Origin of the sequence: Cupriavidus basilensis OR16 (assembly GCF_000243095.1) — a bacterium.
Classification (GTDB): domain Bacteria; phylum Pseudomonadota; class Gammaproteobacteria; order Burkholderiales; family Burkholderiaceae; genus Cupriavidus; species Cupriavidus basilensis_D.
Window position 1 is genome coordinate 120,985 of the sequence record NZ_AHJE01000003.1, and the last position, 14,613, is coordinate 135,597.

General features: G+C 62.1%; 9 protein-coding genes and 2 pseudogenes. 7 read left to right on the forward strand and 4 right to left on the reverse strand.

The genetic code is table 11. The features are described 5' to 3' along the window. The first annotated feature begins 78 nt into the window (after positions 1-78). From OR16_RS43335 to OR16_RS01425, 3 genes are all read left to right on the forward strand, one after another. Complete coding sequence (locus tag OR16_RS43335) at positions 79-282, forward strand: hypothetical protein (protein WP_141639814.1); 204 nt, start codon at positions 79-81, stop codon at positions 280-282. Between the two features lie 394 nt (positions 283-676). Beyond that, positions 677-1,480, forward strand: coding sequence for a GntR family transcriptional regulator (locus OR16_RS01420; protein WP_006156190.1), 804 nt, complete (start codon positions 677-679; stop codon positions 1,478-1,480). 768 nt (positions 1,481-2,248) lie between these two features. Then, positions 2,249-3,454, forward strand: coding sequence for a porin (locus OR16_RS01425; protein ID WP_006156191.1), 1,206 nt, complete (start codon positions 2,249-2,251; stop codon positions 3,452-3,454). A 213-nt stretch (positions 3,455-3,667) separates the two neighbouring features. On the opposite strand, the gene OR16_RS01430 is transcribed toward OR16_RS01425, so the two are convergent. Beyond that, complete coding sequence (locus tag OR16_RS01430; protein ID WP_158001318.1) at positions 3,668-4,729, reverse strand: AraC family transcriptional regulator; 1,062 nt, start codon at positions 4,727-4,729, stop codon at positions 3,668-3,670. Between the two features lie 101 nt (positions 4,730-4,830). Between OR16_RS01430 and OR16_RS40360 the strand changes: the two genes are divergently transcribed. Then, the gene (locus OR16_RS40360; protein ID WP_006156193.1) at positions 4,831-7,338 is read left to right on the forward strand and encodes an alpha/beta hydrolase fold domain-containing protein; all 2,508 of its coding nucleotides are present in this window, start codon (positions 4,831-4,833) and stop codon (positions 7,336-7,338) included. A 276-nt stretch (positions 7,339-7,614) separates the two neighbouring features. Here the strand turns inward: OR16_RS40360 and OR16_RS01445 are convergent, their stop codons facing one another. Continuing rightward, a complete protein-coding gene (locus OR16_RS01445) occupies positions 7,615-7,860 on the reverse strand; it encodes a hypothetical protein (RefSeq protein WP_006156194.1) in 246 nt (81 codons plus the stop codon). A gap of 532 nt (positions 7,861-8,392) precedes the next feature. On the opposite strand from OR16_RS01445, the gene OR16_RS01450 reads away from it, so the two are divergent. The 3 genes and pseudogenes from OR16_RS01450 to OR16_RS40685 all read left to right on the forward strand — a co-directional run. Further along, a complete protein-coding gene (locus OR16_RS01450) occupies positions 8,393-10,672 on the forward strand; it encodes an FdhF/YdeP family oxidoreductase (RefSeq protein ID WP_006156195.1) in 2,280 nt (759 codons plus the stop codon). A 94-nt stretch (positions 10,673-10,766) separates the two neighbouring features. Continuing rightward, positions 10,767-12,196 (forward strand): annotated as a pseudogene (locus tag OR16_RS01455) (AAA family ATPase); the annotation flags it as partial. Next, positions 12,186-12,602 (forward strand): annotated as a pseudogene (locus OR16_RS40685) (bestrophin family ion channel); the annotation flags it as partial. The pseudogenes OR16_RS01455 and OR16_RS40685, both read left to right, overlap by 11 nt. Here OR16_RS40685 and OR16_RS01460 read toward each other — a convergent pair. Together OR16_RS01460 and OR16_RS01465 are read right to left on the reverse strand one after the other, a co-directional pair. Beyond that, on the reverse strand, positions 12,509-13,246 hold the full coding sequence (locus OR16_RS01460; protein WP_081488629.1) for a family 1 encapsulin nanocompartment shell protein: 738 nt from the start codon (positions 13,244-13,246) through the stop codon (positions 12,509-12,511). The pseudogene OR16_RS40685 and the gene OR16_RS01460 overlap by 94 nt on opposite strands. After that, complete coding sequence (locus OR16_RS01465; RefSeq protein ID WP_043417965.1) at positions 13,239-14,213, reverse strand: Dyp-type peroxidase; 975 nt, start codon at positions 14,211-14,213, stop codon at positions 13,239-13,241. The genes OR16_RS01460 and OR16_RS01465 overlap by 8 nt, the downstream gene beginning before the upstream one ends. Positions 14,214-14,613: the final 400 nt, after the last annotated feature.

Genomic DNA, 14,613 nt, shown 5'->3' on the forward strand with positions numbered 1-14,613 from the left:
GAAAGCGCCGCGCATGCTGCAACGGAAACTATCGTCGTGACCACCTGCGCGCAGCCTTGGGCGAGGAGGGGTATCACAATGAAAGACGATCAACCAGCAGGCAATGGTCAGTACCTCCATCGGATGGGCAGGGCGATCTGCATGGGATTCTGCTGGCTAGCCGAGCGGCTGTCCTATGCCACGGCAGCGATGCTGTTGACCGACCTGATTGCGTGGGAAAATGACGGGTACGTCGTGCGCAAATACCTGAACATCGATGCGCTTCCCGGTACCGACGAGTAGGCGCGGTATCAGAACACGCGAGCGACGGCCGGCGTCAAGCGCCTCCTTGCCGTGAGCGCGGTGGTTCAGCCCGCGGATTGAATCCAACGATAACAATCCGGCTCTGCTTTCCCTGTCTCTGCCCCGGCGTGCGCACCACGGTTTCAGCGGTGGCCCGATGTCCCGGGGGCCTGTAGGAAGCCTGTAGGGGGCCTGCAAGGACGTCATCCTGCGCAGGCCCTTGTCTTTTGGGGAACGCGCGGCTGCCTGGGCCAATGGTCCCGTTGGCTCTGGCGGTATCCGCAATCTGCCCGATCCGCCACGTAAGGTAAGATCCTGGACGCTGCAGGCGGTGCGGTGCCGACCAAGGCCAGCACCCGAGCCGTTCCCCAATAATCGGAAGGATTTACCACTCATGGGCAGACTCAAGACTACCAACACGCCGGAATTGCAGTCGCTGCTTGCCCCGCAATCACCGCAGAATCCGGTCACGCTGGCGGTCGAGCAGGCGCTTATGCATGGACGCGACTGGTCGGCATCAGTGGCTGACCAGATTGCGGTGCGACTGGCGGGCCTGATTACGATCGACGTGATCCACGCCGGCCAACGCTTGCTGGAGAAAGACATCAGCGAGGTCCTGGCGGTCAGCCGCGCTCCTGTGCGCGAGGCCTTGCGCATTCTGGAGCGGGAGCGTCTGATTGAGTTCCGCCCCCGGCGCGGCGCCATCGTCACCGAGCCCAATGCCCAGGACCTGCGGGATATCTACGTCGTGCGGGACGCACTGTTCGAGATCCTGCTCAGGCAGTTGATGGAAGAGCGCGCGGACGCGCTGGAAGCGTTGTTCGAGCAATTCATTCCGCAGTTCAGCAAGGCCGCCGAGGAATCGGTGGACGCCTATATCAGCGTGACCTTCCTGGCAAACATGGCCATGGCAGATCTGTCCAGCAACCGGCTGGTAGGGGAGGTGCTGAACTCTATCTCGCTGCGGGTCCTGCGCTATGTGCGGCTGGGGCTCGCATCCCACCCCGGCTCGCTGGAGAATTCCTTCAAGACCTGGCGTGCCCTGCAGCGCGCCATAGCCAAGCGGGACATCGAAGCGGTCTTGCAGACCGCGCACAAGCGCATCGGAAATTCCCGGGAAGCCGCAGTCCGTGCCCTGTCATCCGGCGTCCAGAAAGGCAAGGGCGGCGCTGCCGGCCGCAGCGCAGTGCCGGCCTAGGCCTTCTAAGCTCGCGCGGGCAAGACTGCCCGCCATGGCTCTCCCGTCATCCTCGCTATCCGCAGGTAGCCAGCGAAGACCGCGATATCTGCTCGCAAGTATGGCTTGCGCGAGGCAGCGGCTGTCCCGCCGGGAGACATCGGCGCGGGTTAGCCGTGTCTCAAGAGCGGCTCCGTGCCGACAAGGGGCTTTGCCCCGGATCGAATTCCCCAGCACGGCACCGGCTCCTCGGCACCGGCAAGACCGGCGGCTCAATCACCTGCTGCGCACGCGGAGCAGAGCGAGCCAAAGCACCTGCCGATGCGCGCCACCTCAGAATCTTCCAGGAACTTAAGCATAGCAGTGACCGCGGGCCCACCCAGCGGCGCACGAAGGCCAACTGCGCGCGCCGGACTGTGCTTGAAATCCCGTCGCTGTCATCGCACGCTCGCGATGTTCAACGCTTTTCAGTTTTTATTATTCATGTCGACAAAAACTATTTGTGGCTGATATCATGAGCCGCACCCGAGGCTGGAATAGGGCGTTGACCGGCAAGGGATGCTACTGAAGCGCACCGGCTGTGATCGAACGTTTCGTGATGCCGATCGACCAAGTCGATCGGCACGGAGATCTCTCGCGGCGATGGTTGGCTACCCGGGCGCCGGTAGCGTGATCGGCATCAATTCGGTCGCGAGGGCGTCTGCAGATGGCTATGCGGGGCTCTACACGATCGCTTCGTTCGCTGTGATTGCGCCAGGGGTGTAAAAAAAACCTAAAGGAGAAGAGACAATGGGATCATTCAGCAAGCGGAGCAAGTTTAATTGCGCACTCATCGCTGCAGGCGTAATCTGCGCCGGCGGCGCACACGCACAAAGCAGCGTGACGCTATATGGCGTGGTGGATATGAACGTCGAGTTTGCTAACCATGTCGGGACCGTGCCAAGCGCAGCCAACAAGTTCAATGCGGGCCCGTCCAACAATGCCTACCGCATGAACTCCGGCGGCCTGTCTGGGTCGCGTTGGGGCTTGCGCGGCGTGGAAGATCTCGGCAACGGGCTGAAATCCATTTTTGTTTTGGAAAGCGGCTTTAACCTGGATACCGGCACGTCGCAGCAGGGCGGCCGCCTGTTCGGTCGCCAAGCCTATGTGGGCATGCAAAGCTCGCAGCTTGGCCAACTGACTTTTGGCCGTCAGTACACTTCGATGTTCGAAGGCCTCGCAAACTTCGTACCCGCAGCCTTTGCCACCCAGTATGAACCGATCGTGATGCTGACCGGCGCGAACTTCCGCGAGGACAACACCATCAAGTACACCGGTCGTTTCGGCCCGGTCACCGCACTGGCACACTGGTCCTTCGGTACCGGCCTGGCATTGCCGACGACGGTGGCCAATGGTCCGCTTCTAGGTGGTAACGGTGAAGTCCCGGGCCAGTTCCGTCGCGATACCGCCTATGGTGCGGCCTTGACCTATATTGCCGGCCCCTTCGGCGTGGCTGTGGCTTACGACCAGTTCAACCCCACCATTTCGAACCCCTCGAACGCTGCTGTCCTCGGCAGCGGCAGCTTCAAGAAGGCAACGATTGCGGGGAGCTATGCTTTCGGCCCGGCAAAGATCATGGGCGGCTACCGCTGGGGCCAGAACAAGGACCAGAATGGCAGCCTGCTTGAACGCGACGACCTCTACTGGGTCGGCGCCAACTACCAGGTAACGCCGGCGCTTGGCTTGACGCTTGAATACAACTATGACCACGTCAAGCGCTTTTTCGCGAACGCGTCGACCCCGAACCCGTGGCAAGTTGCTTTCATCGCCGACTACGCCCTCTCCAAGCGGACGGATGTCTACCTGACAACGGCATATGCAAAGAACGCGGGCCTGGGACTGGATTCCGCGATGATCGGCTACGCGAACAGCCTTTCCCTTGGCAACAGCTACACGCTTGCCAGTGGCCAAAGCAATATGCTCGGCGTGGCCGCAGGTATTCGGCACAAGTTCTAAGAGCGTGTCTGAACCTTTGCTGTAGTAGTGGGGTGGGCGGCATCGGCGGCCTGCTGCCCAAGCCCACCTGGCGCACAGCGATCAGGCCATTTCGTCATGTGCGGATTAAGGCCGCTCGATTTCGAAAGCGCTTGGTGCGAATTACGGTTTAGCCCCAGTTGCCAGGCGGAGTGCAAAACGGCCGCAGGAAGAAGAGCAGCCCTCACGCCGCCACTACCGGCGTTCGCTTCCATAGGATGCAGTGCGCAGCGCTAGCCGGAACGCGTGCGGCGTCTGCCCACGCCAGCGCCGGAACGCATTGATAAAGCTGGTCGCCTCGGCGTAACCCAGGCGCGCGGCAATCTGATCGATGGACTGATGCGGGCCGCTAAGGAACGCCTCAGCCAGCGTCTGCCGCACTTCATCGCGGAGTTCCGCATACGTCGTGCCTTCATCCTGCAACCGTCGCCGCAGGGTTCGAGCGGTCATGAACAGGCTGCCGGCCGCTGCCGTCATGTCCGGCATTTCGGCGCAGCGGGCCGCCAGCAGGTCGCGCACCCGGGCGGCCAGCCCGATGCGGGCGCGCCGGGCATCCAGCAACTTGCGGCATTGATCGCGCGCGGCGGACTGCGCCAGCGCATTGGCCTGGGGCAGGCGCTCGGCCAGCAGCTTGCTGTCCAGCAGGATGGCGTTGTGCGGCATGCCAAACGCGGGTTCAACCCCGAAGACGCGCCGATAGGGCTCGGTACTGTCCGGCCTGGCCAAGCGCAGGTGCACGGCCTCCTGGATCGGTGCCGCGACGAACAGATCTCGTACCACGGTAAGGAAGGCGGTCATGTCGCGTTCGACGTTGAACTGGCGCAACCCCTCCGGGATGTCTTCATCATCCAAGACAAGCCGCGTTTGCTGCCCTGATTCTTCGACTCGGAACGTGGTAAAGGCGAAGGTCAGGTCGAAATATTGGAGCGCCACGTCGAGCGCGGCGCGCAGCGTCTGGTTGCTGAAAATCGCCAGACCGAGCACGCCAAAGGCGGTGAAGTGATAGCACTGGCCAACCTCGATGCCAAGCGCGGGTGGATCACCCAGCCGGTCCAGCATGTTGCGGATCAAGCGGAGTTCCTGCTCGCCGCGCACCAGCAGGTCGGGGTCCATCAACTGGGCTTCGGTAATACCGGTGCCGGCCAGGACAGCGGGCAGGGTCAGGCCGTGGGCGACCGAAAAGTCAGCCATCAGGCACATGCTGGTGACGTTACGCTCAACACTCCATCTCGGCATGGTGGGGGATCTGCTTTCCATCTGGTGTCCCCATTTTTTGTCCGCCTTTGTCATTACCGGGCTGCTTGCCCGCGCTTACCCTTCGCCTACTGAAAACAAAATCGATACGGGCAGGAGCCACTATGGCCACGTCACAGAAGCAAGGCCTTGATTCGGCCAAGAGCGAGACGGCAAGCGCAACCACGACCATGATCGCCATCATCGGCTCCGGCTTTGGCGGCCTGGGCATGGCGATCCAGCTCAAGCTGGCAGGCTTCGACGCGTTCACGATCCTCGAGAAGGCGGACGGCGTCGGCGGTACCTGGCGCGACAATCACTATCCTGGCGCGGCTTGCGACGTGCAGTCGCATCTTTACTCCTATTCCTTCGCGCCGAAGGCTGACTGGTCGCGCAAGTTTGGTCGCCAGCCCGAGATCCTGTCCTACATGCAGGGCTGCGTGAAACAATATGGCCTGGCGCCGCACTTGCAGTTCGGCACGGAAGTCACCTCGGCCTCCTTCGATAAAGATGCTGGCCACTGGGTCATCACGTCCAGCGACGGCGCCGTGCTCCATGCGCGCGTGCTCGTGACCGCCTGCGGCCAACTCAACCGGCCGGCCGTGCCCGCAGTGCCGGGCATCGACGCATTCCAGGGCAAGGTGTTTCACTCGGCGCGCTGGGACCACGGCTATGACCTGGCAGGCAAATCCGTCGCGGTGATCGGCACCGGCGCCAGCGCGATCCAGTTCGTGCCGCAGATCGTTCCCAAGGTGAAGGCGCTGAAACTGTTCCAGCGTTCCGCCGCGTGGGTCGTGCCGAAGCCGGACCGGCCGTTCACCGCGCTGGAGCAATGGCTGTTCAGGCACGTGCCGGTGGCCGACCGTCTGTACCGCGCAATGATCTACTGGAAGAACGAGAGCCGCGCGCTGGGCTTCACGCGCTTTGGCTGGCTGCTGGAATTGGTGGCGCTGCAAGCGCGCCGGGCGGCGAAGCGCCACGTCAGGAATCCTGAGAAACGGCGCAAGCTCATTCCCGAATACAAGATCGGCTGCAAGCGCGTGCTGATTTCCAACGATTGGTACCAGGCCGTGGACCAGGATCACGTGGACCTGGTCACACAGGGCATCGACCGCGTGGAGGCTGGCGCGATACTTACCCGCGACGGGCAGCGCCACCCGGTGGACGCGATCATCTACGGCACCGGCTTCCAGGCCACCGACTTTCTGGCGCCGATGCGCGTGACCGGGCTTGATGGCATCGACCTCAACCAGGCTTGGCGCGACGGGGCGGAGGCCTACAAGGGCATCAGCGTTTCCGGTTTCCCGAACCTGTTCATGCTCTACGGCCCCAACACCAACCTGGCGCACAGCTCGATCGTCTTCATGCTGGAGTCGCAGGTGCGCTATGTCATGCAGTGCATAGGCAGCCTGCAGGCGCCCGGCCTGCACTTCATGAACGTCAAGGCCACGCGCCAGAAGACATTCTCCGACAGGGTGCAAAGCCGACAGGGTGCAAAGACAGCTCAAGAACAGCGTCTGGGAAGCCGGTTGCACCTCCTGGTACAAGACCAGCACAGGCAAGAACACCATCAACTGGCCAGGCTTCACGTTCACCTATCGCAGGATGGCCAGCAAGCTGGACCTGAAGGATTACGAGCTGCACCCCGCGCCCGGTCGTCCGGCAGCCTGAGCGCGGGGCCAATCATGATGAAGACCTTGCTTTCCTGGATTGTGCGCGGGTGCGTCAAGCCAGTGCTCTCGCCCGGCTTCTCGGCGCAAGCCCAGCGGCGCTGGGGCACTTTTGTCGGCCTGTTCCTGCTCGGCGCGCGGGGCACCACGCCGGATCCGGCGCGAGATCGCGGGCGTGCCGGCCGCGCTGGTTTTCCCGGAACGCAGCGGCCGGCGCGCACCGTGCTGTACCTGCACGGTGGCGGCTATGTGATGGGCGGGGAGGGCAGCCACGGCAAGCTCGCCGCGCACCTCGCCAAAGCTGCGGTGGCGCAGGTATGGTTGCCGGCCTACCGCTTGGCGCCGGAACACGCGGCGCCAGCCGCGCTCCACGATGCGCTGGCCGCCTACGCGGCCCTGCTGGAGCAGGGCCACGATCCGTCGCAGATCTCGCTGGCCGGGGATTCCGCGGGTGGCGGTTTGGCACTGGCCACCGCCGTGGCCATCCGCGACAGCGGCCTGCCGCTGCCGGCCTCGCTGGTGTTGCTGTCGCCCTGGGTGGACCTGAGCCTGGCTGGCACCAGCCTGCAGACCCATAGCCTGCGGGATTGCCTGGTGCACCCGCAATGGCTGCAAGCCTGCGCCACGGCGTATTGCGGCACCAGGCTCGCGGCCGATCCGGGTTGCTCGCCCTTGTTCGCCGACCTGCACGGCCTGCCGCCAATGCTGATCCAGGTGGGTTCGGAAGAAGTCCTCTTGTCGGATGCCGAGCGCCTGGCCGGGGCCGCCACGGCCGCCGGCGTAGCTGTGCAGTTCCAGCAGTTCGATGGCCTCTGGCATGTCTTCCAACTGCACGCTGGTGTGCTGCGGGAGTCCGATACCGCCGTGGCGCAGATTGGTCATTTCATCGGGCAGACCACCGGGAACAGGGCTGCAGTGGCGCAGCAGGGGACCAGGCACGAGCAACGCCGACAACACGCATGATGTGGACTACTAGCTGATCGCCGCGTCAGGCTTCGGGGGTAGCGTGGCTGCACATCGCCCGAGCGAGAAGGACTATCGCGTGCAGGTCGTCGAGTTGGGGACCGTTGCATGGCAAGCATCAGCACCTCCCTGCACAGATGGCGATCGATTTACTGTCGATTGCTGCGCTTGCCAGGAGTATGAGGCGCCACCGCGGCATGGATCAATTGCCTGGCACGGTTGAGAGGGGGCGAGGGAAGCCAATGGCCACGCCTTCCAGGAGCTGGGCGGGTAGATTTACATCTGGACTGTCAGCGTACCTACGGGATACGCAGCCGTTCCGGATGTGTGTAGACGACCAGGCGCCAGCATGACCGCATGGGAGATGCCGTTGTACTCGAGCGCGACCGGCAATTCCTCGGCCAAACGGTCTTCCTCGGCCGTCACAGTGCCGTGACGCCAGCGTCTGACTGCGAATGAGCGCTGCGTCGGCACATCTTCAATGCCTGCGCCGCTGTCTTCCCCTGGCACGTCGCGCCTCATCGGTACTCCGCTGGTGGCCTCAATGCGATTTCATCCCGGCCGCGGCCATGGACAGCCTGATCAACACCACGACTAGTCGCCATGGTAGCGACGCCCTCAGCCCCGAATGCGACTATCCATAACAGCTGGGTCCAGCGTTTTCGTCGCCTGGAGAGTCCATCGAGCATCATGTTCCTCGCAAGTGCGGATCTCGTCTAGTGCTGATAGCCTTCGCCGATCTTGACCTCGAGCTTGACCTTGACCTTGAACAGCAGCGAGCACGTTGAACCATTTTTGTACGCAGATAAGGTTTCGCTATGCGGGTGTACGCCAAACAAGAGTAGGCGTCACGAATTACATGTCTTGGATGACGGATATTGAAAACAGAAAACGTGCGTGAGGTTTCAGTCATGTGTTTGACGCCGGCACTATTTGTAACTGGCACTTGCCGAGCAGGAAGCCGAGGCTATTGTTAGGAAAGCTCGCCTAGCGGCGACGCTGAGGCAACAACTACCCTGGGCAGTCTGAGGCGAAACCGCTTCATGGAGCGATCATGGCTACGCGACGGGAAGTGCCCGGCATCAGGCCGTACGACGGACCGGCTGGCGGCTGGGGGGCGCTTCGTGCGACGACCCAGGCGATCCGCCTGCAAATGGAAACGGTCAAGGCGCCACTCACACTGATGCGGACCAACCAGCCCGACGGGTTCGATTGCCCCGGTTGCGCGTGGCCCGACAAGGAGCACAAGTCGACGTTCCAGTTCTGCGAGAACGGTGCCAAGGCCGTGACGTGGGAGGCCACGACGAAACGGGTGCGGCCGGAATTTTTCGCGAGCAACACGGTGTCGTCGCTGCTGCAGCGATCCGATTTCGAGCTGGAGGATCTGGGCCGCCTGACCCATCCGCTTGCGTATGATCGGGCCACCGACACATTCCGTGCGGTCGAATGGGCCGAAGCGTTTGCCCGGATCGGCGAAATCCTGCAGGTATTGTCGCCCGGCCAGGTAGAGTTCTACACGTCCGGCAGGGCCTCGAACGAGGCTGCCTACCTGTTCCAGCTGTTCGCACGAGAGTATGGGACGAACAATTTCCCGGATTGTTCTAACATGTGCCACGAAGCAACCAGCGTTGGCTTGCCACAGTCGATCGGTATCGGCAAGGGCACCGTGTCATTGGAAGATTTTGACAGCTGTGAGCTGATTATCTCCATCGGCCACAATCCCGGGACCAATCACCCTCGAATGATGGGAACGCTCCATGAAGCGGCCCGGCGGAATGTCCCGATAGTGGTATTCAATCCACTCAAGGAGCGTGCGCTCGAGCGGTTTGCGGATCCCCAGAACTGGTTGGAGATGGCAACGTACGGATCGACCAGGATTGCGTCAACCTATTATCAGGTAGACGCTGGCGGCGACGCCGCCGCGCTCAAGGGCATCATGAAGGCGCTCCTGGATATGGACGCTCAAAATGGGGATGTCCTGGATCGCGATTTTATCGCGGTGCATACGGAAGGATTCGACGCATTTGCCGCCGACCTGGCGGCGACCTCGTGGGAGGATATCGAGAAGGCGAGCGGACTGACCCGCGCGGATCTCGAGCAAGTCGCAGACCTTTATGCAAAGTCGAATGCCACGATCGTCACCTATGGCATGGGTGTGACACAGCATTGCAAGGGCACAGCCAATGTCCGCCTGATTGCTGATCTGCTGTTCCTGCGTGGAAATTTTGGCAAGCCCGGTGCGGGCATTTGCCCATTGCGCGGCCATTCCAACGTGCAGGGCAATCGCACCGTCGGCATTACCGAGAAGCCGTCGGCCGATTTCCTCCAGCGCATCGAAAACACCATTGGCTTCAAGCCGCCCGCCGGGCACGGACACGATGCCGTGAAGGCGATGCAGGCGATGATTGATGGCTCGTCCAAGGCATTGATCTGCCTGGGCGGTAACTTCGCAGTCGCGCTGCCCGATTCCGGGCAATCCTTCCCCGCGATGGCGAAGCTCGATCTGAGCGTGCACATCGGCACCAAGCTGAATCGCTCGCACCTGCTGGTGGCCAAGGAGACGTACGTGCTGCCGTGCCTGGGCCGCACGGAGCTTGACGTGCAGGCCGGCGGGCCACAATCGGTGACGGTCGAGGACTCGATGTCCATGGTCCATGCATCGGCCGGCAAGCTCACGCCGGCCTCTGAATTCTTGCGTTCCGAGCCGTCGATCGTCGCGGGAATGGCTACCGCGACCTTGCCTAACAGCAAGGTGCCATGGTCGGACCTGGTTGCCGAGTATGACAAGATCCGCGACCTGATTGAAAAGACGGTGCCGGGATTCGAGGATTTCAATGCGCGCATCCGCGTCCCTGGCGGATTCCGCCTGCCACTTCCACCGACCGAACGCAAGTGGACTACGCCATCGGGCAAGGCGGTTTTCTCCGTATATGGCGGCGTGAAGGAAGACGCCGACGTCCTGGGCGGCGACAATGTTTTGCGTCTCATGACGATCCGCAGTCACGATCAGTACAACACCACCATCTATGCACTGGATGACCGCTATCGAGGCGTATTCGGTCGACGCGATGTGCTATTCATGCACGAAGCCGACATGGCGGCGCGAGGCTTGGAACATGGGGACCTGGTGGATATCGAGACCATCGTGACTGGCAGACAGCTAAGTCTTAAAAGGATCACTGCCATCGCCTATGCAAACATTGCACGGGGTTCTGTGGCGGCGTATTACCCCGAAGCGAACGTGCTAGTGCCCCTGGACTACATTGACAAGGAAAGCGGTACGCCTTCGTACAAGTCTATTCCTGTCCGTGTGGTGCATTCGGAAGTGACATAGCCCTAGGGGCCGGCATGACTTGGCTTGGGGGCAACCGCCTCGAATGATATCGATCCAGCGAGCGCTCGGGCGGGCAAGGCAGGGGTAATACCGGAACCACCAGGTCACGTTCGCCGACGACGCCTTCGTGGCCGCCGCGGAGATGTCGGACCGCTACATCACGTCGCGCTTCCTGCCGGACAAGGCCATCGACCTGATCGACCAGGCTGCGGCCCGTGTGCGCATCAGCTCGACCTCGCGTCCTGCGGACATCCAGGAACTGGAGGCCGAAATCGCCCAGCTCAAGCGCGAGCAGGACTATGCCTCGTCGCGCAAGCGCTTTGACGAGGCCAAGGCCTTCGAGGACCGCATCAAGGGCAAGCAGAAGCGGCTAGACGAGCTGACCGAGGCCTGGCAGCGCAAGACAGGGTCGGAAACGCTGGAAGTGACGGTCGCGGCCATCGCCGAAGTGCTGTCGCGCCCGACCGGCATCCCGGTGACCGACCTCACCCAGGAAGAACGCCAGAAGCTGCTGAAGATGGAGGAGCGGCTGCGCGAGCGTGTGGTGGGGCAGGAGGATGCGGTAGTCGCGGTCAGCGACGCGGTGCGCCTGTCGCGAGCGGGGCTGGGGCAGGCCAACCGCCCGATCGCGACCTTCCTTTTCCTCGGGCCGACCGGCGTAGGCAAGACCGAGCTGGCCAAGGCGCTGGCGGAAACCGTCGTCGGCGACGAGCAGGCCATCATCCGCATCGACATGTCCGAGTACATGGAGCGCCATGCGGTGGCACGGCTGATTGGCGCGCCACCGGGCTATGTTGGCTACGACGAGGGCGGGCAGCTGACCGAGCGCGTGCGGCGCAAGCCCTACAGCGTAATCCTGCTGGATGAGATCGAGAAGGCCCACCCCGACGTGAACAACGTGCTGCTGCAGGTGTTCGACGACGGCCGGCTGACCGACGGCAAGGGCCGCGTGGTGGATTTCAGCAATAGTGTCATCATCGCCACCAGCAACCTGGGCGCGCCCATCATCATGGAGAACCTGGAGAAGCCCGGGCGTCGCGGATGACCGAGAAGGACTTGCGGGAGGCGCTGATGAAGGTGCTGAAGGGGCACTTCCGACCCGAGTTCCTCAACCGTATCGACGACATCATCGTGTTCCATGCGCTTTCGCGCGAGAATATCCGCGCTATCGTGCAGATCCAGTTGGACCGAGTGGTACGCACTGCCGCCGCGCAGGACATCACTGTGAAGCTCGACGATGCGCTGGTCGAGCACTTGGTGGAGGTGGGCTACCAGCCGGAGTTCGGCGCGCGCGAGCTGCGGCGCCAGATTCGTCAGGCCGTCGAGACCAGGCTGGCCAAGGAGATACTGGGCGACAAGCTGAAATCCGGCGACAGCGTCGAGCTGGGCTATGACAAAGAGAACGGCGATGTAGTCATCACGAAGGCAGAGGCGCCGCGCAAAGCCAAGGCGGGCAAGGTGGTTGCCAAAGGCCCTGCGTCCACAGCAGCAACCAGCACGGTCCCCGCCGGAGATGCCAGCTAATGACCATCTGGTAAATCGTATTATCGCCTTCGCCTATTCGCTAAAGCATGAGCTGCGCAACACGGATCCGACGCAGGATCTCGTGCGCCTTCTCGGGGAGGACGGTATGCGGAGGCTGCGTGCCAAGTGCTACGGGCCCACGGCAATTCTTGACGAGATACGCTATCACCTCGCACAGTTGCAGATGTGCGAGCTGGTCTCGGAAACCAAGCTCTGGATGCTCGATGTACAGATTAATGAGCTGGGGAAAACCGTTGGTGGCTGTGAGCGCATCGCATCCACACCGATTCCGTTTGCGTATGGGGTCTTGCTTCACCGTACCGTATACGCGTACTGCGTGATGCTCCCCTTCGGTCTTGTCGATTCGACGGAGCTGTTTACCCCGATCATCTGCGTCTTCGTCGCCCACACCTTGATCGCGCTGGAAGCGATTGCCGACGAGATTTCCGAGCCTTTCAGTATGGCCCGAGCGCTCGCTGCTCGAGCTTTGCAATCGCGAGCTGCCGGAGCCAAAGCTACCGGACCATCGGTATCAGTTGACGTAGTGCCAATGCCTACGCCCGCGAGCCGCAATTCTTCTAGCGCATCGCTGAGCACGTCGGGATAGTCGTTGATGTCGTCGGGCAATGCGAATGTCTGGTTCGACGAGCCCTCGCGAATCCCGACGATCCCCGCGGCCGCATAGCCGTCGAAGATGGCACGATCCTCGGCAAACGCGAGCTGACTGGCCGCTTCCTTGGCAGGCTGCCAGTCAGAGTCGCGAGCACCGAATTCGACGCTGTCGATTGCATCGCGCTTGAGTTCGAAAGGCACAGTCAACTGCACCAGCGCCCTGACGTCGCGCAGTTTGGCGAAGACGCCCTGCTGCTGCGCGGTGATGTCGCTCAGGTGTCCGGTGCCCACGCCGGCGAGTTCGGGGCCTCCCGGGCCGATGACGTCCACCACGCGCTGGCCGGCGACCGAGCGCTTGAAGGTGCGCGCTACTTCCTCTTCCATTTGTAGCCAGGCGGCGCTGGAAACCGGCGCGAGTTCACGATGCAGGCTATTCATGCTGGCGGACAACCGCAGCGGGGGCGCTGCGGTCCGCGAGTGCTTCGAGCAGGTCGGCCGACGGGACAAAGAAGAGGCTGCCAGTGACTGCCCGGCTGAAGTCGAGCAGCCGGTCGTAGTTACCGGGTGGCCGTCCGACGAACATGTTCTCGAGCATCTGTTCGATCGGTGCGGGCGAACGGGCGTAACCGATAAAGTAGGTGCCGAACTCGCCCGCGCCGGGACGGCCAAACGGCATGTTGTCGCGCAGGATTTTCACTTCTTGCCCGTTCTCGTCGAGCGTAGTCAGGGAACTGTGCGACGACGACGGTTTGACATCGGCGTCTAGTTCAATGTCGGACAGCTTCTTGCGCCCGATGATGAGTTCCTGCTTTTCGACGGGAAGCGCGTTCCATCCGGCCATGTCGTGCAGGTACTTTTGCACGATGACGTAACTGCTGCCGGCGAACTCTGCATCTTCGTCACCGATCGCCGTGAAGTCGACTGCTTCGCGTCCGGTCGGATTCTCTGTGCCATCGACAAAGCCAATCATCGCGCGCATGTCGAAGTTTTGAAATCCATGCACCTCGTCGACAACCCGGATCGCGTCGCCGAGCTTGCCAAGTAGTTGGGTGGCAAGCTCGAAGCAGAGGTCCATCGAGTCGGCACGGATATGCAAGAGGAGGTCACCTGGCGTTGCGACGGCGACGCGCTCGCCGGAGCCGTACTCCCGGAACGGATGGAGTGCCGCGGGACGTGGCCCGCCGAACAGCCGGTCCCATGCACTGGAACCGAAGCCGCAGACGCAGGACAGCTTGCCAGACGGCACGCGATGACCAACCGCACGGACTACCGGGGCCACGTCGGCACACCATGCTCGGACGATGTCGGCGTGGCCGTCGCCATTGGCGAGTGTCGCCACGATGAATATCGCGCTGCGTGTGACGGGGCTGGAAAAAGCTTGGGGTTCGGGGCGATATTCAGGCATTGGATCTTGTATGTCGTATATATCGATACGGTATGCGGGCAAAGGAAGGTATTCCTCGCATGAGAGTACACGAGTTGCGCGCAATCGAGCAGGTGAAGTTGCGCGCCGGCATTGCGGCGTGCGCAGAGTGTGTCGGCGAGAGAAGAGCAATGCGCAAGCAATGCGGCTTCCCCGAGTTGTTTAAGAACCGTACATCTAGGGAGAGGAGGGCGCTGCCCACGTCGTTGCCAACCGGCCGAATTGTGCCAAAAGCAACACATTTTGAGGCATACCCGAAGCCTGTCGCTTTTCAAGCCAACAGATGAACGACGGACGCCCTTGTGGCCAAGGTCAAGTGTTTCGCTTTGCCTTGCCTTTTGCAATCGATTGCATTAAATTGAAGGTGGGCAGCGGTAGCACA

Excerpts from the sequence above, each read along its gene's own strand:
- OR16_RS01420 (WP_006156190.1), top strand. The coding sequence starts at position 677 with ATGGGCAGACTCAAGACTACCAACACGCCGGAATTGCAGTCGCTGCTT.
- OR16_RS01460 (WP_081488629.1), bottom strand. The coding sequence starts at position 13,246 with ATGAATAGCCTGCATCGTGAACTCGCGCCGGTTTCCAGCGCCGCCTGG.
- OR16_RS01430 (WP_158001318.1), bottom strand. The coding sequence starts at position 4,729 with ATGGAAAGCAGATCCCCCACCATGCCGAGATGGAGTGTTGAGCGTAAC.
- OR16_RS01425 (WP_006156191.1), top strand. The coding sequence starts at position 2,249 with ATGGGATCATTCAGCAAGCGGAGCAAGTTTAATTGCGCACTCATCGCT.
- OR16_RS01465 (WP_043417965.1), bottom strand. The coding sequence starts at position 14,213 with ATGCCTGAATATCGCCCCGAACCCCAAGCTTTTTCCAGCCCCGTCACA.
- OR16_RS01445 (WP_006156194.1), bottom strand. The coding sequence starts at position 7,860 with ATGAGGCGCGACGTGCCAGGGGAAGACAGCGGCGCAGGCATTGAAGAT.
- OR16_RS43335 (WP_141639814.1), top strand. The coding sequence starts at position 79 with ATGAAAGACGATCAACCAGCAGGCAATGGTCAGTACCTCCATCGGATG.
- OR16_RS40360 (WP_006156193.1), top strand. The coding sequence starts at position 4,831 with ATGGCCACGTCACAGAAGCAAGGCCTTGATTCGGCCAAGAGCGAGACG.
- OR16_RS01450 (WP_006156195.1), top strand. The coding sequence starts at position 8,393 with ATGGCTACGCGACGGGAAGTGCCCGGCATCAGGCCGTACGACGGACCG.